Origin of the sequence: Rhodoferax sp., from assembly GCF_018780565.1 — a bacterium.
Classification (GTDB): Bacteria; Pseudomonadota; Gammaproteobacteria; order Burkholderiales; family Burkholderiaceae_C; genus Rhodoferax.
In genome coordinates this window covers 112,667-130,360 of the sequence record NZ_JADMJN010000012.1, presented here as the reverse complement: position 1 = coordinate 130,360, position 17,694 = coordinate 112,667, and the positions used below count along the sequence as shown (strand labels likewise).

General features: G+C 54.1%; 18 protein-coding genes and 2 tRNA genes. 10 read left to right on the top strand and 10 right to left on the bottom strand.

Features of this window, described 5'->3' with window-relative positions; all coding sequences use genetic code 11:
- Positions 1–5: 5 nt before the first annotated feature.
- Positions 6–1,682 (top strand): NAD+ synthase, encoded by a 1,677-nt coding sequence (locus tag IV109_RS16945; protein ID WP_296699449.1) that lies wholly within the window; start codon positions 6–8, stop codon positions 1,680–1,682.
- A 75-nt stretch (positions 1,683–1,757) separates the two neighbouring features.
- Entirely contained in the window at positions 1,758–2,096 is a 339-nt protein-coding gene (locus IV109_RS16940) for a P-II family nitrogen regulator (RefSeq protein ID WP_142812014.1), read from the top strand.
- On the opposite strand, the gene IV109_RS16935 is transcribed toward IV109_RS16940, so the two are convergent.
- Genes IV109_RS16935 through IV109_RS16915 form a run of 5 tightly spaced genes read right to left on the bottom strand, consistent with a single transcriptional unit; the run spans position 2,093 to position 4,946 of the window.
- Positions 2,093–2,677, bottom strand: coding sequence for a TIGR00730 family Rossman fold protein (locus IV109_RS16935; RefSeq protein ID WP_296699442.1), 585 nt, complete (start codon positions 2,675–2,677; stop codon positions 2,093–2,095). The two genes, IV109_RS16940 and IV109_RS16935, sit on opposite strands and share 4 nt — an antisense overlap.
- Positions 2,678–2,693: 16 nt before the next feature.
- Entirely contained in the window at positions 2,694–3,188 is a 495-nt protein-coding gene (locus IV109_RS16930; RefSeq protein ID WP_296699439.1) for an RDD family protein, read from the bottom strand.
- 21 nt (positions 3,189–3,209) lie between these two features.
- Positions 3,210–3,932 (bottom strand): DUF3106 domain-containing protein, encoded by a 723-nt coding sequence (locus IV109_RS16925; RefSeq protein ID WP_296699436.1) that lies wholly within the window; start codon positions 3,930–3,932, stop codon positions 3,210–3,212.
- A 13-nt stretch (positions 3,933–3,945) separates the two neighbouring features.
- A complete protein-coding gene (locus IV109_RS16920) occupies positions 3,946–4,383 on the bottom strand; it encodes a DUF3619 family protein (RefSeq protein WP_296699434.1) in 438 nt (145 codons plus the stop codon).
- Positions 4,380–4,946, bottom strand: a complete 567-nt coding sequence (locus IV109_RS16915) for an RNA polymerase sigma factor (RefSeq protein ID WP_296699431.1) — start codon at positions 4,944–4,946, stop codon at positions 4,380–4,382. Before IV109_RS16915 ends, IV109_RS16920 begins: the two co-directional genes overlap by 4 nt.
- A 295-nt stretch (positions 4,947–5,241) precedes the next feature.
- Here IV109_RS16915 and IV109_RS16910 point away from each other — a divergent pair, with 295 nt between their 5' ends.
- From IV109_RS16910 to pbpG, 6 genes are all read left to right on the top strand, one after another.
- A complete protein-coding gene (locus tag IV109_RS16910; protein ID WP_296699428.1) occupies positions 5,242–7,068 on the top strand; it encodes an acetolactate synthase 3 catalytic subunit in 1,827 nt (608 codons plus the stop codon).
- An 83-nt stretch (positions 7,069–7,151) separates the two neighbouring features.
- Positions 7,152–7,643, top strand: coding sequence for an acetolactate synthase small subunit (gene ilvN, locus IV109_RS16905; protein WP_296699426.1), 492 nt, complete (start codon positions 7,152–7,154; stop codon positions 7,641–7,643).
- A gap of 21 nt (positions 7,644–7,664) precedes the next feature.
- Positions 7,665–8,681, top strand: a complete 1,017-nt coding sequence (gene ilvC / locus IV109_RS16900) for a ketol-acid reductoisomerase (RefSeq protein WP_296699423.1) — start codon at positions 7,665–7,667, stop codon at positions 8,679–8,681.
- A gap of 70 nt (positions 8,682–8,751) precedes the next feature.
- Positions 8,752–9,585: a CDP-diacylglycerol--serine O-phosphatidyltransferase gene (pssA, locus tag IV109_RS16895; RefSeq protein WP_296699421.1), complete on the top strand. Its 834-nt coding sequence runs from the start codon at positions 8,752–8,754 to the stop codon at positions 9,583–9,585.
- A 222-nt stretch (positions 9,586–9,807) separates the two neighbouring features.
- A complete protein-coding gene (locus IV109_RS16890) occupies positions 9,808–11,346 on the top strand; it encodes a 2-isopropylmalate synthase (RefSeq protein ID WP_296699417.1) in 1,539 nt (512 codons plus the stop codon).
- Between the two features lie 113 nt (positions 11,347–11,459).
- A complete protein-coding gene (pbpG, locus tag IV109_RS16885; RefSeq protein WP_296699414.1) occupies positions 11,460–12,548 on the top strand; it encodes a D-alanyl-D-alanine endopeptidase in 1,089 nt (362 codons plus the stop codon).
- A 10-nt stretch (positions 12,549–12,558) separates the two neighbouring features.
- Here the strand turns inward: pbpG and IV109_RS16880 are convergent, their stop codons facing one another.
- The 3 genes from IV109_RS16880 to aat all read right to left on the bottom strand — a co-directional run bounded on the left by IV109_RS16880 (position 12,559) and on the right by aat (position 14,945).
- Entirely contained in the window at positions 12,559–13,347 is a 789-nt protein-coding gene (locus IV109_RS16880; RefSeq protein ID WP_296699412.1) for an IclR family transcriptional regulator, read from the bottom strand.
- A gap of 64 nt (positions 13,348–13,411) precedes the next feature.
- Complete coding sequence (locus IV109_RS16875) at positions 13,412–14,182, bottom strand: arginyltransferase (protein ID WP_296699570.1); 771 nt, start codon at positions 14,180–14,182, stop codon at positions 13,412–13,414.
- 16 nt (positions 14,183–14,198) lie between these two features.
- Positions 14,199–14,945: a leucyl/phenylalanyl-tRNA--protein transferase gene (gene aat, locus IV109_RS16870; protein ID WP_296699410.1), complete on the bottom strand. Its 747-nt coding sequence runs from the start codon at positions 14,943–14,945 to the stop codon at positions 14,199–14,201.
- A gap of 126 nt (positions 14,946–15,071) precedes the next feature.
- Here aat and IV109_RS16865 point away from each other — a divergent pair.
- Positions 15,072–15,148, top strand: a tRNA-Pro gene (locus IV109_RS16865).
- A 21-nt stretch (positions 15,149–15,169) separates the two neighbouring features.
- A tRNA-Arg gene (locus IV109_RS16860) sits at positions 15,170–15,246 on the top strand.
- A gap of 351 nt (positions 15,247–15,597) precedes the next feature.
- Here IV109_RS16860 and IV109_RS16855 read toward each other — a convergent pair.
- Positions 15,598–16,566, bottom strand: a complete 969-nt coding sequence (locus IV109_RS16855; RefSeq protein WP_296699408.1) for a sugar kinase — start codon at positions 16,564–16,566, stop codon at positions 15,598–15,600.
- Positions 16,563–17,612 carry an SPFH domain-containing protein gene (locus IV109_RS16850; protein WP_296699405.1) on the bottom strand — a complete coding sequence of 350 codons (1,050 nt, stop codon included), beginning with the start codon at positions 17,610–17,612 and terminating at the stop codon, positions 16,563–16,565. The genes IV109_RS16855 and IV109_RS16850 overlap by 4 nt, the downstream gene beginning before the upstream one ends.
- Positions 17,613–17,694 lie beyond the last annotated feature (82 nt).

Here is a 17,694-nt window from a genome sequence, read left to right as displayed (position 1 = left end):
GGGACATGACACTCAAAATATCCGTTGCTCAACTCAACTTTGTGGTTGGGGATTTGGCTGGCAATTCAAAAAAAATCATCGATGCGGCGCGTTCGGCATATGCCGCCGGTACGCGGCTTTTGCTGACGCCGGAACTCTCTATCTGTGGGTATGCGGCCGAAGACCTGTTTCTCCGACCTGCCTTCATCATTGCCTGCAATGATGCCGTGAAAGCAGTGGCCCGCGAGCTGGCCGGGTTAAAGGATATGACGGTGGTGGTCGGTCATCCAACCGGCGGTGACAGCCGGACTCGCTCTGTGGCCATTCAAAGTCGCTACAACGCGGCCAGCGTGTTGTCCGAGGGTGCAGTGGTGGCTACCTACGCCAAGCGGGAGTTGCCAAATTACCAGGTCTTTGACGAGCGGCGCTATTTTGTGCCGGGTCAGGATGTTTGCGTATTTGAGGCCGGCGAGGCGGGTAAAAAAATCAAAGTGGGTTTGCTGATTTGTGAAGACGCCTGGTTTGAAGAGCCTGCCCGACTGACACGAGACGCCGGTGCCGAGCTGCTGGCTGTCATCAATGCCTCACCGTTCCATGTTGGTAAGGGTTATGAACGTGAGCAGATGATGCGTGCCCGCGCACTGGCCAGTGGTTTGCCGCTGGTGTACGCGCATTTGGTGGGCGGGCAGGACGAAGTGGTGTTTGAAGGGCATTCGTTTGCCCTCAATGCCGACGGTACCATGGCTGGTCGTGCTCCCAGTTTCCAGGAAAGCCTGTTCGCCGTGCAGGCCCATGCTGCGCAACCATCACTGCAACTGACTGCGGATGTGGCGCCAATGCGTTCGCCTGAATCTGACCTGTGGGATGCGCTGGTGCTGGGCGTGCGTGACTACATCGGAAAGAACGGTTTCCCAGGCGTGATTTTGGGTCTTTCTGGCGGCATTGACTCGGCGCTGGTCCTGGCAGTGGCGGTGGATGCCCTGGGCAAAGACCGTGTTCGCACCGTCATGATGCCCTCGCCCTATACCGCCGACATCAGTTGGATCGATGCCCGTGACATGGCCACCCGGTTGGGTGTGCGTTATGACGAGATATCCATCGTGCCGGAGTTTGAGGCCTTCAAGACATCCCTGGCGGGAGAGTTCAAGGGCTTGGCGGAGGACACCACGGAGGAGAATATTCAGGCTCGAATCCGGGGTACGCTTCTCATGGCCCTGTCCAATAAATTTGGCAGCATCGTTTTGACAACGGGTAACAAATCCGAGATGGCTACCGGTTATTGCACGCTGTATGGGGACATGGCAGGTGGTTTTGCTGTGATCAAGGATTTGGCCAAAACCACGGTGTTCAGGCTTGCCCGCTGGCGCAATGCCAATGACCCGTACGGCACCCACCCCCAACCGATTCCAGAGCGCATCATCACCCGTCCGCCCAGTGCGGAGTTGCGTCCTGACCAGAAAGATCAGGACAGCCTGCCCGAATATGAAGTGCTGGATGCGATTCTGGAGCGCTACATGGAGAACGATCAGGGCATTGAAGACATCATTGCAGCAGGTTTTGCGCGCGCGGATGTGGAAAAGGTGACGCGTCTCATCAAGATCAACGAATACAAGCGTCGCCAGGCGCCAGTAGGGATTCGTGTAACCCATCGCAGCTTTGGCAAGGATTGGCGTTATCCTATTACCAGCAAATTTCGCGCGTGACAGTTTAATTCTGGCAGGGCAGACCGCGGTGGCGCAGTCAAAGGTCCTGCCTTCAACGGAGCAACAAGGAAAAATATGAAACAGATCACTGCCATTGTCAAACCATTCAAGCTCGAAGAAGTGCGCGAAGCACTTGCCGAATGTGGCGTTACGGGTCTCACGGTCACCGAAGTCAAGGGTTTTGGCCGGCAGAAGGGCCATACCGAGCTTTATCGCGGTGCCGAGTATGTGGTTGACTTCCTGCCCAAGGTGAAAGTTGAAGTGGTTGTAAAGACCGATGATGTGGATCGATGTGTCGATGCGATTGTCAAAGCTGCCCACACGGGGAAAATTGGCGATGGCAAGATTTTTGTCACCAGTGTCGAGCGCGTGGTGCGCATTCGTACCGGTGAGCAGGACGAATCGGCTGTCTAAATCTGGTTGAGCCGGGCGGCAGGGGAAATACCTGCCGCCTGCACCAATTCCCGCAGCAAGGGCGCTGGATCGGTGCCCGAACGAATCAGGTCCATCTGCCAATCTCCCAGGAATTGTTGTTTCACTGATTGGTCAAGAAAACCCAGCAACTGGTCGTAATAGCCGGCGGTATTGAGAAGCCCCACCGGTTTGTCATGGTAGCCCAACTGACGCCAGGTCCAGACCTCAAACAATTCTTCAAACGTGCCGATACCGCCGGGCAGAGCCAAAAAGGCATCAGCATGTTCTGCCATCATGCGTTTGCGATCATGCATGGTATCCACAATGTGCAGCTCAGTGCAGTCGTGGTTGGCCCACTCTTTTTCTACCAACGCCTTGGGTATGACCCCGACTACCTTGGCGCCTGCCTGCAGGGCGGATGCCGCAACCAAACCCATCAATCCGCTCTTGCCGCCACCGTACACCAGTTGTCCACAGTGTTGCCCAATCCAGGTGCCCACCAACTGCGCGGCTTCGGCGAATTCAGTATTCAGGCCAGGCCGGGAGCCGCAGTACACGCACACAGAAAAAGCGGGAGTCATGAAGATGGGAGGGGTGCTATGACTTCGAACGAGGTGTCGACACCAGTCGAGTGCCCGCTATCGCATCGTGCCAGAACTGCTGTTGCGGATGAAATCGGCTGAGTATGGCCCATACAGCTACCCAGCCAAGAATGATGACAACCGATTCAGGCCCACTTAGTTTGAACGGCGCTACCCCAGCCAAGGGCGGTAGAAACCAGAGCCAGCTCACTACATAGCGAAGCAGGGCGCGTGCCTGCGTGATGGGCTGACCGTTCCGGTCAACGACCCGGATATCCCAGGTTTTCATGGCCAGGGTCTGGCCTTTGGACCATAACCAAACGAAATAAATGCCAAAGATGACAAAAAGGAAGGCTTGAAGTGCATTGCGATTGTCCATCGCGTTGCGGGTCTGGCTCAAGGACCCAAACAGGTAGCCTGCAATAAAAACCACGCCGAACATCAGTAGACCTTCGTACAGCCAGCAGGCCATGCGACGGGCAAGACCAGGCGTCTGCATTTCAGAATTCATTTGTTCAAACACCTACAGTGTTCAGTTTTTTTGCAGGGGTACAGGCTCAACCGGACTCTGTGGGTGCGGGAGCAGGGTATGCTGATTCAAAGCATGGTTGGCAACTGACACTCTTGGTGCCTGCTTGGGGGACTGTCTGGTCACTGGCACTACGGCAAGTTTTTGAGGCGGAACAGGTTTTACCGCAGCCGCTGCGCCAATCGGTTTGGGTTTGGCTGAAGTCGCCAGTTTTTGTTTTTCCTCGGGGCTGAGCGCCTGATAGGCTTGCCATGTGGCGGCCTTCTGGTTGGGGGTAAGCTGCTTTGATTCAGCAAAATTCAATCGTGCCTGCGCACGCTGTTGTTGGCTCAGAGACACCCATTCGCTCATGCGACTGTGTAACTTGGCCTGCTCAATCGGTGCCATAGACGGGTAGTTCGCAGCGATGGCGATCCATTTCCGCTTGTGATCCTCCCCCAAATGGTTCCAGTTTGCCGCCAATGGCTTGAGTGACAACTGCTGGGATGGCGTCAGATCTTGCCATGCTGGTTTGGTCGATGCTGCCCGCAGGACATGGCCTTTCGAAGAGTGAGAGTTTGGCAACGTGACGGATGGCTGGGGCAACAGCGACGTTCCTGCCACACCTTGCGCCAAAGCACATGAAGCTGATGTGCTCAAAGCCGCCAGGACGCAAAAAATCGCACCGGCGGCGAACGCACGAGTGATGAACGGAGAATGATGCTGATCGATCGCGCTAGTGAGCATTGTCCAGTCCTGCTTACTGATTTTTGCCAGCGTTCAGTTTGAGAAATTGTGTAAAACCGGGGTCTGTGTATGCGGCAGGTGGCAGGTCATCGGTCAACAAGGCCGCGTCAATTTCGGCCAGCTCATTGGCGCGATTGTCATCCTGAATGATGTTGATGGCGATCAATCCTGCTGCCAAAGCCAAAAGCGGTATGGCGGCAGCAATACGGTCCCACCAACTCAGGTGCTCAGTTCCAAAGGTTAGGGTTGCAGCGCTGCCGGAGGACGCCAAACTGGTGGCAGTTTGTGCAACCGCAACTTTTCGTTTGCTCAGTGCCTGTGCCCTGGCTGCTCGCAGACGTTCTGAAATGTCGTAAGGCAGCTTGTCCGTGGCGTCAGACAAACGCGCAGTCACCTGCAGGCCAAAACGGTCTTCTGCAAGTTGAGTCTGATATTGATGCGAATTTGTCATAGTGTTATTCCCTTCGCTCTCAAGGCCTTACTGAGAGCTTGAACTGCCCTTGAACAGTGTGTTTTGACACTGCCTTCGGAGCAACCCATGGCAGCGGCTGTCTCTGCCACGTCCAACTCTTCCCAATAACGCATGAGGAAGGCTTCCCGTTGACGGGCTGGAAGTTCCTGAATCTCAATTTCGATCTCATGCAAGGTTTGTGCCCGTTGCGTTGAACTTTCGGCATTCTCTGCAAAATTTGATTGATTCTCGGTATTCAAAGTTTCCAAAATATCGAATTCCCCGTCATCGCCACCGGACTCGAAATCACTCATGTTCGAAAAAAGTGCATTCCGTGTTTTTTGTCGCCGAAACCAATCCAGGGTGCAGTTGGACAGTATGCGTTGAAACAGCATGGGCAGCTCTGATGCGGGTTTATGACCGTAATGTTCGGCCAATTTCATCATGCTGTCTTGCACGATGTCCAGTGCGGACTCCTCGTTTCGGACGTGGTAAACCGATCGCTTGAATGCGCGCTTTTCGACGCTCTTCAGAAAATCAGAGAGTTCTTGTTCTGTTGCCAAGAGAATTTGCCTGAGCGGCCGTGAGTTGATTTGTCTCGTTTTGACGTGTTTGACACGACATCGCGCGCTGTTTCGGGCGAATTATGGCACTTGGCCGGTCATTTTTGACTTTTCGTTGGTGTTTCAATTTGTGCAGTGCGATAATGCCAATTGCAAATCAAAAGGCAAACGGGTCATGGTCCGGCGCAAGAATCACTGCGCTTATGGCTTTGACCTTAAGTTCCGACGCGACTCCACAAGTGTTTGCGAAGGGGCACCCAAGGTTTTTCGTCAGAGAAATTCACAAAGGTTCATCATGGAAATATCAAAAGCCGAAATTGCTTCTGCGACAGCGGCAATACCAGCAGCAAAAACTCAAGGTTCTGCAACTTCAGCCAAGGTTGTCGGTACTGCGTCGAGCGACCAAGAGCTTCGAGGTGCCGAAATTCTTGTCAAAGCCCTGCAGGCTGAAGGCGTCAAATACATCTGGGGCTATCCCGGTGGTGCCGTTCTTCATATCTACGACGCTTTTTACAAGCAGGACACTATTCAGCACGTGTTGGTGCGTCATGAGCAGGCTGCAGTCCATGCCGCCGATGGCTATGCCCGTGCGACAGGTGATGTCGGTGTTGCTCTGGTCACGTCAGGACCAGGGGTGACCAATGCAATTACCGGGATTGCCACTGCCTATATGGACAGTATTCCCATGGTCATTGTTACTGGCCAGGTGCCAACGCATGCAATTGGACTGGATGCCTTTCAGGAGTGCGACACAGTCGGCATCACCCGCCCCATCGTGAAGCATAATTTCCTGGTCAAGGACGCCAGGGATCTTGCGGAAACAATGAAGAAGGCTTTTCACATCGCGCGTAGCGGTCGACCAGGCCCGGTTGTGGTGGATATTCCGAAGGATGTATCTTTCAAGAAAGTTCCGTACAAAGGTTACCCCGAGTCGGTGGAAATGCGCTCCTATAACCCGGTTCGCAAGGGCCATGGTGGGCAGATTCGCAAGGCGCTGCAACTTTTGCTGGCAGCCAAGCGGCCTTACATTTACACCGGTGGCGGTGTATTGCTGAGCAACGCGTCTGCGGAATTGCGTACCTTGGTTGACATGCTGGGTTACCCCTGCACCAATACCCTGATGGGATTGGGCGCGTATCCGGCGAGTGATCGCAAGTTTCTGGGAATGCTGGGTATGCACGGCACCGTGGAAGCCAACAACGCCATGCAAAATTGCGATGTGCTCTTGGCCGTCGGTGCGCGCTTCGATGACCGTGTGATTGGCAATCCCAAACACTTCGCTCAAAATGAACGCAAGATCATTCATATCGATATTGATCCGTCGAGCATTTCCAAGCGGGTCAAGGTAGACATTCCAATTGTGGGCGACGTCAAAGATGTGTTGTCCGAGATGATTGCCATGATCAAGGAAGGTGCTGTCAAGCCAGATGCCAATGCATTGGGCGCTTGGTGGGACACCATTGAAGGCTGGCGCAAAAAGGACTGCCTGAAATTTGACCACGGCAAAGGCGACGTGATCAAGCCCCAATACGTGGTTGAAACCCTCTGGAACATGACCAAGGATACTGAAACCTACATCACCTCTGATGTTGGTCAGCACCAGATGTGGGCGGCTCAGTACTACCGCTTTGATCAGCCTCGTCGCTGGATCAATTCGGGTGGATTGGGCACCATGGGGGTGGGGATTCCCTATGCCATGGGCGTCAAACTCGCCAAACCGGACAGTGAAGTGTTTTGTATTACCGGGGAGGGTTCCGTGCAGATGTGCATTCAGGAGCTGTCTACCTGTTTGCAGTACAACACGCCGATCAAGATTGTTTCGCTTAACAACCGGTATCTTGGCATGGTCCGCCAATGGCAGGAGATCGATTACGAGGGGCGTTACAGTCACAGTTACATGGATGCCTTGCCCAATTTTGTCAAGCTGGCCGAAGCCTACGGGCATGTCGGTATGTTGATCGAAAAGCCGCAAGACGTTGAGCCCGCGTTACGCGAGGCCCGCAAGCTCAAGGACCGTACAGTATTCATGGATTTCCGTACCGACCCCACGGAGAACGTGTTCCCCATGGTGAAGGCTGGCATGGGTATCACCGAAATGCTGCTTGGTTCGGAAGATCTTTAACTAACTTTTGACGAATCTATTGTTTGCCAAGCCCTGTGGTTACCGCCCCGGGGGGAGGGCAGCGAAAAGAGGAATCGCATCCCATGAAACATATCATTGCAGTATTGTTGGAAAATGAGCCCGGAGCGCTCTCGCGCGTAGTGGGTCTTTTTTCGGCCCGTGGCTACAACATCGAATCTCTGACTGTCGCACCGACAGAGGATCCTAGCCTGTCCCGTATGACGATCCAGACGACAGGTTCGGACGATGTCATCGAACAGATCACCAAACATCTGAATCGACTCATTGAAGTTGTGAAGGTTGTTGATCTGACCGAAGGAGCCTACATTGAGCGTGAGCTCATGATGGTGAAGGTTCGCGCAGTGGGTAAGGAGCGCGAGGAAATGAAGCGTCTTGCAGATATTTTCCGCGGTCGCATCATCGACGTGACCGAGAAAAGCTACACGATTGAGCTGACCGGAGACCAATCAAAAAATGACGCGTTTCTGGAAGCCATTGAGCGCGGTGCAATTCTGGAAACCGTTCGTACCGGTTCCAGTGGCATCGGTCGTGGCGAACGTATTTTGAGAGTTTAATTTTTTACAACGGAGAAAAGAATGAAAGTTTTTTACGACAAAGACTGTGATCTGAGTCTGATCAAAGGTAAGACGGTTGCAATCATTGGCTACGGTAGCCAGGGCCATGCGCACGCTCAGAATTTGAACGACAGTGGTGTGAAAGTGGTCGTGGGTCTTCGTAAGGGCGGAGCTTCCTGGCCCAAGGTCGAAAAAGCTGGTTTGAAAGTGGCAGAAGTCGCTGACGCAGTGAAAGCCGCTGATGTGGTCATGATTTTGCTGCCCGATGAACAAATTGCAGCGGTCTATACCAATGACATCGAGCCCCATATCAAGCAGGGTGCATCGCTGGTTTTTGCGCACGGCTTCAACGTGCACTACGGTTTGGTGACTCCACGAGCAGATCTGGATGTCTGGATGGTCGCCCCCAAGGCACCGGGTCATACCGTACGCGGAACCTACGCACAGGGCGGCGGTGTTCCCCATCTGATCGCCATTCATCAGGACAAGTCGGGTCGTACACGTGATCTGGCTTTGAGTTACGCCATGGCCAATGGTGGTGGCAAAGCTGGCATCATTGAAACCAACTTCCGTGAAGAAACTGAAACCGATCTGTTCGGCGAACAGGCCGTTCTCTGCGGTGGAACGGTTGAATTGATCAAAGCTGGTTTTGAGACCTTGGTTGAGGCGGGCTACGCGCCCGAAATGGCCTATTTCGAATGCCTGCACGAGCTTAAGTTGATCGTGGACATGATTTATGAAGGCGGTATCGCCAACATGAACTACTCGATCTCCAATAATGCCGAGTATGGCGAGTACGTAACGGGTCCAAGGATCGTCACCAGCGCTACAAAAGACGCAATGCGTCAGTGTCTGAAGGACATCCAGACGGGTGAGTACGCCAAGAGCTTTATTTTGGAGAACAAGGCCGGCGCGCCGACCTTGCTGAGCCGCCGTCGTTTGACGTCTGAGCATCAAATTGAGCAGGTTGGAGAGAAACTTCGCGCGATGATGCCTTGGATCAAAAAGAACAAGCTTGTTGACCAGACCAAGAACTGAGTCACTTGATCCTTGTAACAAAGGCCACTTCGGTGGCCTTTGTTACTATTGAGAATTGGAGGCCAATTCTATGCATGACGGGAATGAAGCAGACTTTGCCGATGGTGAAGCTGTAGTGATTAGAAAGCGCCGCAAGGGCATATACATACTGCCCAACCTGTTTACGTTGGCGGCCCTTTTTGGGGGCTTTTATGCGATTGTCATGGCCATCAATGGACGCTTTGATCTTGCTGCTGTGGGGGTTTTTTGCGCGATGGTGCTGGACAGCCTTGACGGCCGGGTAGCCCGTATGACCAATACGCAAAGCGCGTTTGGTGAGCAAATGGACTCACTCTCAGACATGGTGTCGTTTGGCGCCGCACCCGCACTTATTTCTTATGTCTGGGCACTCCAGGGGCTGGGTCGATGGGGCTGGATTGCTGCTTTCGTTTATTGCGCATGTGCCGCTTTGCGACTGGCCCGCTTTAACGTCAATACAAGCGTTGTCGACAAGCGCTATTTTCAGGGGCTTCCCTCTCCGGCTGCCGCGTCCCTGATTGCCGGATTTATCTGGTTGATGACAGAGTCGGGCATCAAGGGATCAGATACAGTATTGGGCCTTGCGATTCCATGGGTAACTTTTGTGCTGGCTTTGTATGCGGGACTGACCATGGTCACCAATGTCCCTTTTTATAGCTTCAAAGATGTCCACATGAAAAAGAGTGTGCCCTTTGCAGTCATCGTGATGCTCGCGCTTGGCATTGCGGTCATTAATATTGATCCCCCCATTGTTGTATTTGGTGTCTTCGTGGTCTATGGGTTTAGCGGCTATGTCATTTATTTTTGGCGCAAAGCCAAAGGCGTTCAGACCAGTGTCATCAGTACGTCGACGGAAGAGCCGGATGAGCGGGGCCTGCATAAATAGCTTCTTAAGGCAGGAATTTGGTCGCGACCACCTTTCACACCAACTTGTGGTACATTGAACGCATGAATATTTTTTCGCTAGCACTACTGCTATCGCCAAACGGGCGGAGACGGTAGAGCACGCGTTCACCGAAACCCAAAGCCCGTATGCGTCCGCAACGGGCTTTTTGTTTTATGCACCGACTTTTCGATTGCGGATTTTCAGGAACACAGGAGAAACCACATGGCTGACAAACTGATTATTTTTGATACGACTTTGCGTGATGGAGAGCAGTCGCCGGGCGCGTCCATGACCAAGGATGAAAAATTGCGAATCGCGCGCCAATTGGAGCGTCTGAAAGTGGATGTCATCGAAGCTGGTTTTGCTGCGAGTTCCAACGGCGATTTTGAGGCGGTACAGGGGATTGCCAATGCAATCAAGGATTCCACGATATGTTCTCTGTCACGTGCCAATGACAGGGATATTTCGCGCGCTGCCGAGGCGCTCAAAGGAGCCAATAGCGCCCGAATTCACACCTTCATTGCAACGTCGGCATTGCACATGGAAAAGAAACTGCGCATGACCCCTGATCAGGTGTTTGAGCAGGCCAAGCTTGCGGTCCGGTTTGCACGCAATCTGGTTGCCGATGTGGAGTTCAGCCCCGAAGACGGCTATCGAAGCGATGTCGACTTTCTGTGTCGTGTCATCGAGGCCGTGATCACCGAAGGCGCAACGACGATCAACGTGCCTGACACGGTGGGTTACGCAGTGCCGGAGCTCTACGGGAATTTCATCAAGACCCTGCGCGAGCGCATCCCGAATTCAGACAAGGCCATCTGGTCTGTTCATTGCCACAATGATCTTGGCATGGCCGTCGCCAACTCGCTGGCTGGCGTGAAGATCGGCGGTGCCCGTCAGGTGGAATGCACTATCAATGGTCTGGGCGAACGGGCAGGTAACTGCAGTCTGGAAGAGGTCGTCATGGCGGTTAAAACACGGCGTGATTATTTTGGACTGGATCTTGGTATCGATACCAAACACATTTTGGCCGCCAGTCGCATGGTTAGCCAGACGACAGGTTTCGTGGTTCAGCCAAACAAGGCAGTGGTTGGCGCAAATGCGTTTGCCCATGCCTCCGGTATTCACCAGGATGGCGTCCTCAAGGCGCGTGACACCTACGAGATCATGCGAGCTGAAGATGTGGGCTGGACGGCCAATAAAATTGTTTTGGGAAAACTCAGCGGACGCAATGCTTTCAAGCAGCGTTTGCAGGAACTGGGAGTTCAGCTGGAGAGCGAGGCCGACACCAATACCGCGTTCGCAAAATTCAAGGAATTGGCAGATCGCAAGAGCGAGATATTTGACGAAGACATCCTGGCCTTGGTCAGTGAGGAGAGCGTCACGCATGAAAAAGAGCAATATGCCTTTGTCTCGCTGTCGCAACACAGTGAAACCGGTGAGCGCCCTCAAGCAAGCGTTGTTTTCACGGTCAGTGGCAAGGAAGTGAAATCTTCGTCGGATGGAAATGGACCGGTTGATGCGTCGCTGAAGGCTATTGAGGCTCACGTTCACAGTGGTGCAGAGATGGTGCTGTATTCTGTGAACGCGATCAGTGGTTCTACGGAGAGCCAGGGGGAAGTCACCGTGCGTCTGCAGAACAGTGGTCGCGTCGTCAATGGTGTGGGCTCTGACCCGGATATTGTTGTCGCTTCCGCCAAGGCTTATCTGAGTGCACTCAATAAATTGCACAGTAAAGCCGACCGCGTGGCGGCACAGGGCTAGGGTAATTACTTATTTCGCTGATTTCTAGTTAAGAAAGTCGCGCAAGTATTTGATATTGCGCGACTTTTTTGTATAAACTCGGGTTGTTGAGAAACAATTCCGGAGATAAATCCATGTCTAGTCTTCATCAAACAGTGGATGGAAATATTTTGAACCGAATACTCTTTTTCATTGGTTTGTCGGCTTTTGTTTTCTCTGCCACGTTTTCGCATGCCAATGCTGCTGAGAGCAAGCGTCAGCAAGCCAAGACATCAAAGTCGACGGTCATGGCGAAACGCAAGGTTTCCAAAACATTTGTTTCCGGAAAACGCAAATCGGTCATCCGGGCCTCTGTCGTGCCCTTAACCCCGTCGTTTGGACAAATTGCAGGGTTGCATGCTGCACATGATTCCCTGGATTTGAAATCCAGTGTGGCACTGGTCATTGATCAGGACACCAGTGAAGTACTGTTCAGGAAAAATGATCAGGCGGTGTTGCCTATAGCTTCGCTGACCAAACTCATGACGGGTTTGGTCGTGAGTGAGGCTAAATTGCCCATGAATGAGGTGATTGCGATCACTCAGGACGATGTCGATACTGAAAAAGGCAGTTCATCGCGGTTAAGGGTCGGTACTGAGCTTAGCCGGGGCGAATTGCTGCATCTGGCTTTGATGTCAAGCGAAAACCGTGCAGCACATGCATTGGGCCGTAGCTACCCAGGTGGATTGCCAGTTTTTGTGGGACTGATGAATGCCAAGGCCCGCATGCTGGGCATGAACGACACCAATTACGTGGAACCCACTGGGCTATCCAGCAAAAATCAGTCCAGTGCACGTGATCTGGCCAAATTGGTCAATGTGGCTTACGGTGACCCGACTTTGCGTGAACTTTCCACCTCACCAGGTCATCAGGTCGCGGTTGGCAAGCGCACTCTGCAATACAACAATACCAATCGACTGGTAAAAAATCCGTCTTGGGATATCGGATTGCAGAAGACAGGCTACATTTCTGAAGCAGGACAGTGCCTTGTCATGCAGGCCAAAGTGGCGGGCCGAAAGCTCATCATGGTATTTCTCGACTCGGCTGGCAAACTGAGTCGGTTGGGAGACGCCGAACGCGTTCGGCGTTGGGTTGAGTCGATTCCTGCTGCAACTGTGAACCCTGTGCCTTTGGCTGCCAACGCCGCACGTGACAAGTTTGTGATGTCAGCCGCGGTCAATTGATTCTGCGACTTCAACGGGCTCCATCGGGCTTGTAGCCCAGAGTGGTTGAAATTTCTCGAGCGGTTGCTTGAAGCTTGGGTAGCCACTCCTCTTCCAATCGACCTGCCGGGGCCGAGATCGACAAGCCTGCAACCAGGGCACCCTGGTCGTCGTAGATGCCGGCTGCCATGCAGCGTACGCCCAATTCCAGTTCCTCGTTGTCGTGTGCATTTCCGTACTGCCGCACTTTTGACAGTTCGCGTTCCAGTGCGGGCAATTGGGTCAGACTGTTCTTTGTATGACCGCTCAGACCTGTGCGTGCGGCGTAGGCTCGCACTCTTTGTGGGTCATCAGCAGCCAGGAACAGTTTACCGACGGAAGTCAGGTGCAAGGGGGCTCGCCCCCCGATGGCTCTTACGACCTGCATGCCTGATCGCTCACTGAAAGCTCGTTCGATATAAACAATCTCATCACCCTGACGCATGCTCAGGTTGACCGGTTGCTGGATCAGCTTGTGCAGTTCGCGCATGGGAATCATGGCGGCATCACGAACGTTAAGTCGACCCTTGACTAAATTTCCCAGTTCCAGCAGGCGCATGCCCAGTCGATAGCTGCCAGGTTGGGGACGGTCTACAAAGCGACCAGTAGCCAGATCATTCAAGATGCGATGCGTGGTTGAGGGGTGCAGGCCGGTTTTTGCGCTGATTTCCTTGAGAGAAATAGCCTCTTCGCGTGATGCCAAAACGTCCATGAGTGCAAACATTCGCTCAATGACCTGAACGGTTGGGGTGCTTGGAATATTGGAATCTGTTTTTCGCATGGGTCCTCCTGATTGACGCAATCCAATTTTAGCTGGTGAAATTTCCAGCGGAATGGTGGTGCAATCAGAATGCTGTGGACTGTGCTGTTGAATTCAGCTGCTGGTCCAGAGTCCAGGCGCCGTTGCTGAGGCGTTCTGATGGTTGAAACTTGGCCTTGTAATTCATTTTTTGACTCTCCCTGATCCAGTAGCCCAAGTAAACATAAGGTAAGTTGAGTGTCTTGGCTTGCTCCAGCTGCCACATGATGCTGTATGTGCCGTAACTGCAGTTCGACTCTGGTTCGTAGAAGGTATAGACGGCCGATATTCCGTTATCGAGTACGTCAAGTATCGAAACCATCTTCAGCGCGCCGGGAGAACCATCATCAAGTGTTTCTCTGAACTCAATCAGTCGCGAATTCACCCGACTCTGCAATAGAAACTGTGTGTACTGATCAATACTGTCCTGATCCATGCCCCCGCCGGCATGACGCCCATTTTGGTAGCGGAGATACAGGCTGTAGTGTTCCTGGACGAACCCCAGTTTCAACACGCGGGCTTGCAGGCTTGAATGACGGGACCATGCCCGCCGTTGACTTCTGTCGGGTTGAAATTCATTGGCAAGCACCCTCAAGGGCGTACAGGCACTGCATCCGTCGCAATAGGGGCGGTAGGTGAACATGCCACTGCGCCTGAAGCCTTTGTTGACGAGTTCGGAATAGGTTGCGTTGTTGATCAAATGGCTGGGCGTAGCCACTTGGGAGCGGGCTTGGCGTCCCGGCAGGTAACTGCAAGGATACGGCGCAGTAGCGTAAAACTGCAGCGCCTGCAGTGGGAGGTCCTTGAGGTGCGTCACGTTGGTACAGAGACTGCTATGGCCATAGTTCCTGCCAGTATAGGGGGTCAAACCGCCAGATTGGGGGCTCCAGCGAAAGCCCTTTGGTGACTCGCTCCAGGAAAAGTTCACGGGAGATTTCACTGGCACCCAGGGAGGCCAAGTGCTGGGTGTTTTGCTGACAATCGATCTGCATGATCTTGTGATGGCGGCAAAATGCGACCAAAGCTGCAAGCGCAATTTTGGATGCGTCGCTGGAGCGGCTGAACATGGATTCGCCGAAAACTGATTTACCCCGTGCGACGCAGTACAAGCCGCCAACGAGCTTGCCATTGATCCAGGTCTCAAAGCTGTGGGCAAAGCCGGCCTGGTGCAAGTCGCAATAGGCGGCCACCATTTCGGGCACGATCCAGGTACCGGATTGACCTTCGCGGGGGCTGCTTGAGCAGGCGCGGATGACTTGCTCAAAAGCGGAATCAATGCGAATCTCGCAGCCCGTGGTTTTGCGAAATTTCTGCAGGGTCTTTTTGAATGACGGGTGTATCCGGAAATGGGCGACGTCGAGCACCATTCGGGGGTCTGGACTCCACCACAAGACGGGCTGGCCTTCGCTGAACCAGGGAAATACGCCATGGCTGTATGCGTGCAGCAGGGTTTCAAGGTCAAGCGCACCACCTGCAGCCAGCAGTCCCGGCGCGGGACTGTCTGGCCCCCACGCCTGACTGATCGAGGGAAAGTCCTGGCCCGGGTCAAGCCATGGAAGTGGCGGAGGTCGAGATGGCATCGGCAGACTGTATCCGACGGATGGCCGCGCAGGCTTCGCATTTTCCGAATCCCGTGCGATTATTCGACGTATATTCCGCGGTGCGCTCGGGAATGGGCCTTTTGACCCGTTACAATACTCGAATGTCGGGGCGTAGCGCAGCCTGGTAGCGCATCTGGTTTGGGACCAGAGGGTCGAAGGTTCGAATCCTTTCGCCCCGACCATATCTTTTTTCCTCGCGATCTCTGCCCGTAGCTCAGTTGGATAGAGCAACAGCCTTCTAAGCTGTGGGTCGGGGGTTCGATCCCCTCCGGGCAGGCCACACTGAACAGTGTTTCGCTTTCCAGTTTGTCACCGGACCCATAACTGTGCCGGATCGGAACGCTTATACGTCCTTTTGAGCGCGGAACACATATGCTTCCAGCTTTGAATGGCACTTGATATTCGACTTTCGCATATCAAAAGCGCATTTGCTAAAAGACAAGAGAGTAGAAGAATTCCGTTTTCGCATACCAGTTCAAAACCCATCCTCCCGCTCGGAACGCAAATGCGTCAAGCGGCACGGAATTGGTTCCTGCGGTAAATGACACCTTAGCCCTATTGAATATTCAAGGTCGAATGCCTCAGTGCATCAAGGCGCAAAATCAGAACTTCTCCCCAAGCCATCCGTCAATCAACAGACCAACTTGCCCTGTACCGGCGAGAGCGAGATCGTTGCTTCCATTCCGGCCGTAAAGCGCAGGTAGTCCGCTTCGATGCCGTCCGAGAAGATCACCCCGCTGTCGGGCATCCTGGACCGGATGCGCAACGGTTCCTCGCGTCCAAAGCGGCCGTAAACCAGATTGGTCTGGGAGGCCCGACTGGGAAACGGCTCGCGCACGGCAAACTCCAGGGTGGATGTATCCCAGGGCAGCGGCTCGTAATTGAACGGTTGGCCTTTCGATCCGATAATCCCCATTGACCGTGCAATAGCCACCGACCCGGTCACGACGCTCTTGATCCAAGCCGTAGAGCCCAAGCCGGTGGAGACGATCAAGCCGGAGGACGATTGGAATTCAGACTGATCGCCGTAACTCAATTCATACAAGGCAGACGTATGGCTACGTGGTCCGATGAACAGATCGTTGACGGCACGCAAGGTCTGTCCATCCGACATCTGGGCTTGTGCCATGGTCACGGCTTTGACCGCTCTGCGATCTTGCGCCACCTCGGGTAAAACCTGAGGGAGGTCCTTGGGTTCGAATGGCAGCAAGATGCCGTCCCAGCGACCGGGTTCTGGATTCAGACCAATCAGTGGCTGACCATCCAGGTACTTCATCGTATTGGCCACCAGCCCGTCCTGGCCGAGCGCCACCACGATGTCAGAGGGCGAGAAGACGAAGTTGGACAGCATCGACCGGTCCAGCATCTGATAGCGGCCCCAGCCCTCCAATGTCTGCACTGTGATGCGCAGACTGCGAGCGTAGGCTTCGTTCTCGACCAGATAGTCACCGAAGTCTGCGCCCAGATGCTCGACGTAGAACTTGGCCTGTGCCAGCGTGTTGTGCCGCACCACCAACTCCTCAAGCCGGGTTCGGCGGGTCACCAGCACAACCTTGCGCTCCACGCCACCGACCCGGGCAGGATCACTGGAGGTCTTCACGCTGCTCCTTTGCGTGCGCCACCGGGAAGTTGCGGTACGGCATTCATCAGGGAATTGAGCAACTCGGGCGAGACATTGAGTTGCCCAATGCGCTCTGCCTTCTCGGCGATGCTGCCAAAGGCCTGTGCGATCAGCTGTCCAGGCTGCATGCCGGCAGCGGCAAGTGCCTGAACAACCCGTGGATCCGCCTTGTCCAAAGCCTGCATCAGGCTGCTGACCTTGTGAGCCTCGGCCTCGGCCAACTGTCGAATGTTGTCGGCTTGACCTACGACCAACTCCTTGCGGCGTTGTTCCAACTCGATGTCGGAGCCCATCTGTTCGCCACGCAGCTCGTTCTGGCGGCGTATGACTGCGGCCTTGGCTTCCATTTGGGTTTCCTGGATCTGGCGCTTCTTCTGCTCCACGGCAATTTCTGTGTCGAGTTCGTTTTGGCGAATGGCGCGCTCGTTCTGGACAGATGCCATGCGACGCAGGTAGATGGCGTCATCCGCAGCCTTGAGGTTGGACTCCCGGGCTTCGGCCTCCAGCGCCCGAGCGATGTCTGGTACCGGTTTGATGGCGACGATGGAGACCCCCAGAATTTCCAGACCCAGGGCGTCCATTTCGGTCTGGCTGCCCAATTGCTGCTGGGCAGCCCGCGCAATCGTCGCCGATGCCTTGAGGGCTGCTTTGAGTTCAAGGGCCTGCACCGCTTGTTGCACGATCACCTTGGCCTGCACGGCAACCCGTTCTGCTAAGCGTTGCGGGTCCTGCGAGGCATAACCCTTGCCGGTTGGCACCAGTGAGAAGTCCATCAGTGCGGCTGTGCGTTTGGGGTCACGGACCCGAAAGCTGATTTGTCCCTGAACGGTGACGCTTTGGAAGTCGGCCGTCACCAGTTCGAGCATGAAACCGCTTTCCTGGCTGGCCACGGGTACAGCCACCAGCGTGCTATTGGGAGCGTAATAGAAAAACGACAGTCCGGCACCTTCGCGCACGACTTGCCCCTTGCGGAACTGCATCAGGTGCACGGTGGGTTGGGCTTTGATGAATTGGATGCCAAGCATGATGAAGTCCTTTCATTGGTTGTACAGTACAACCTTGTATAAGTTGTATAGTACAACCATATCAACCAAAGTCAAGGACTGT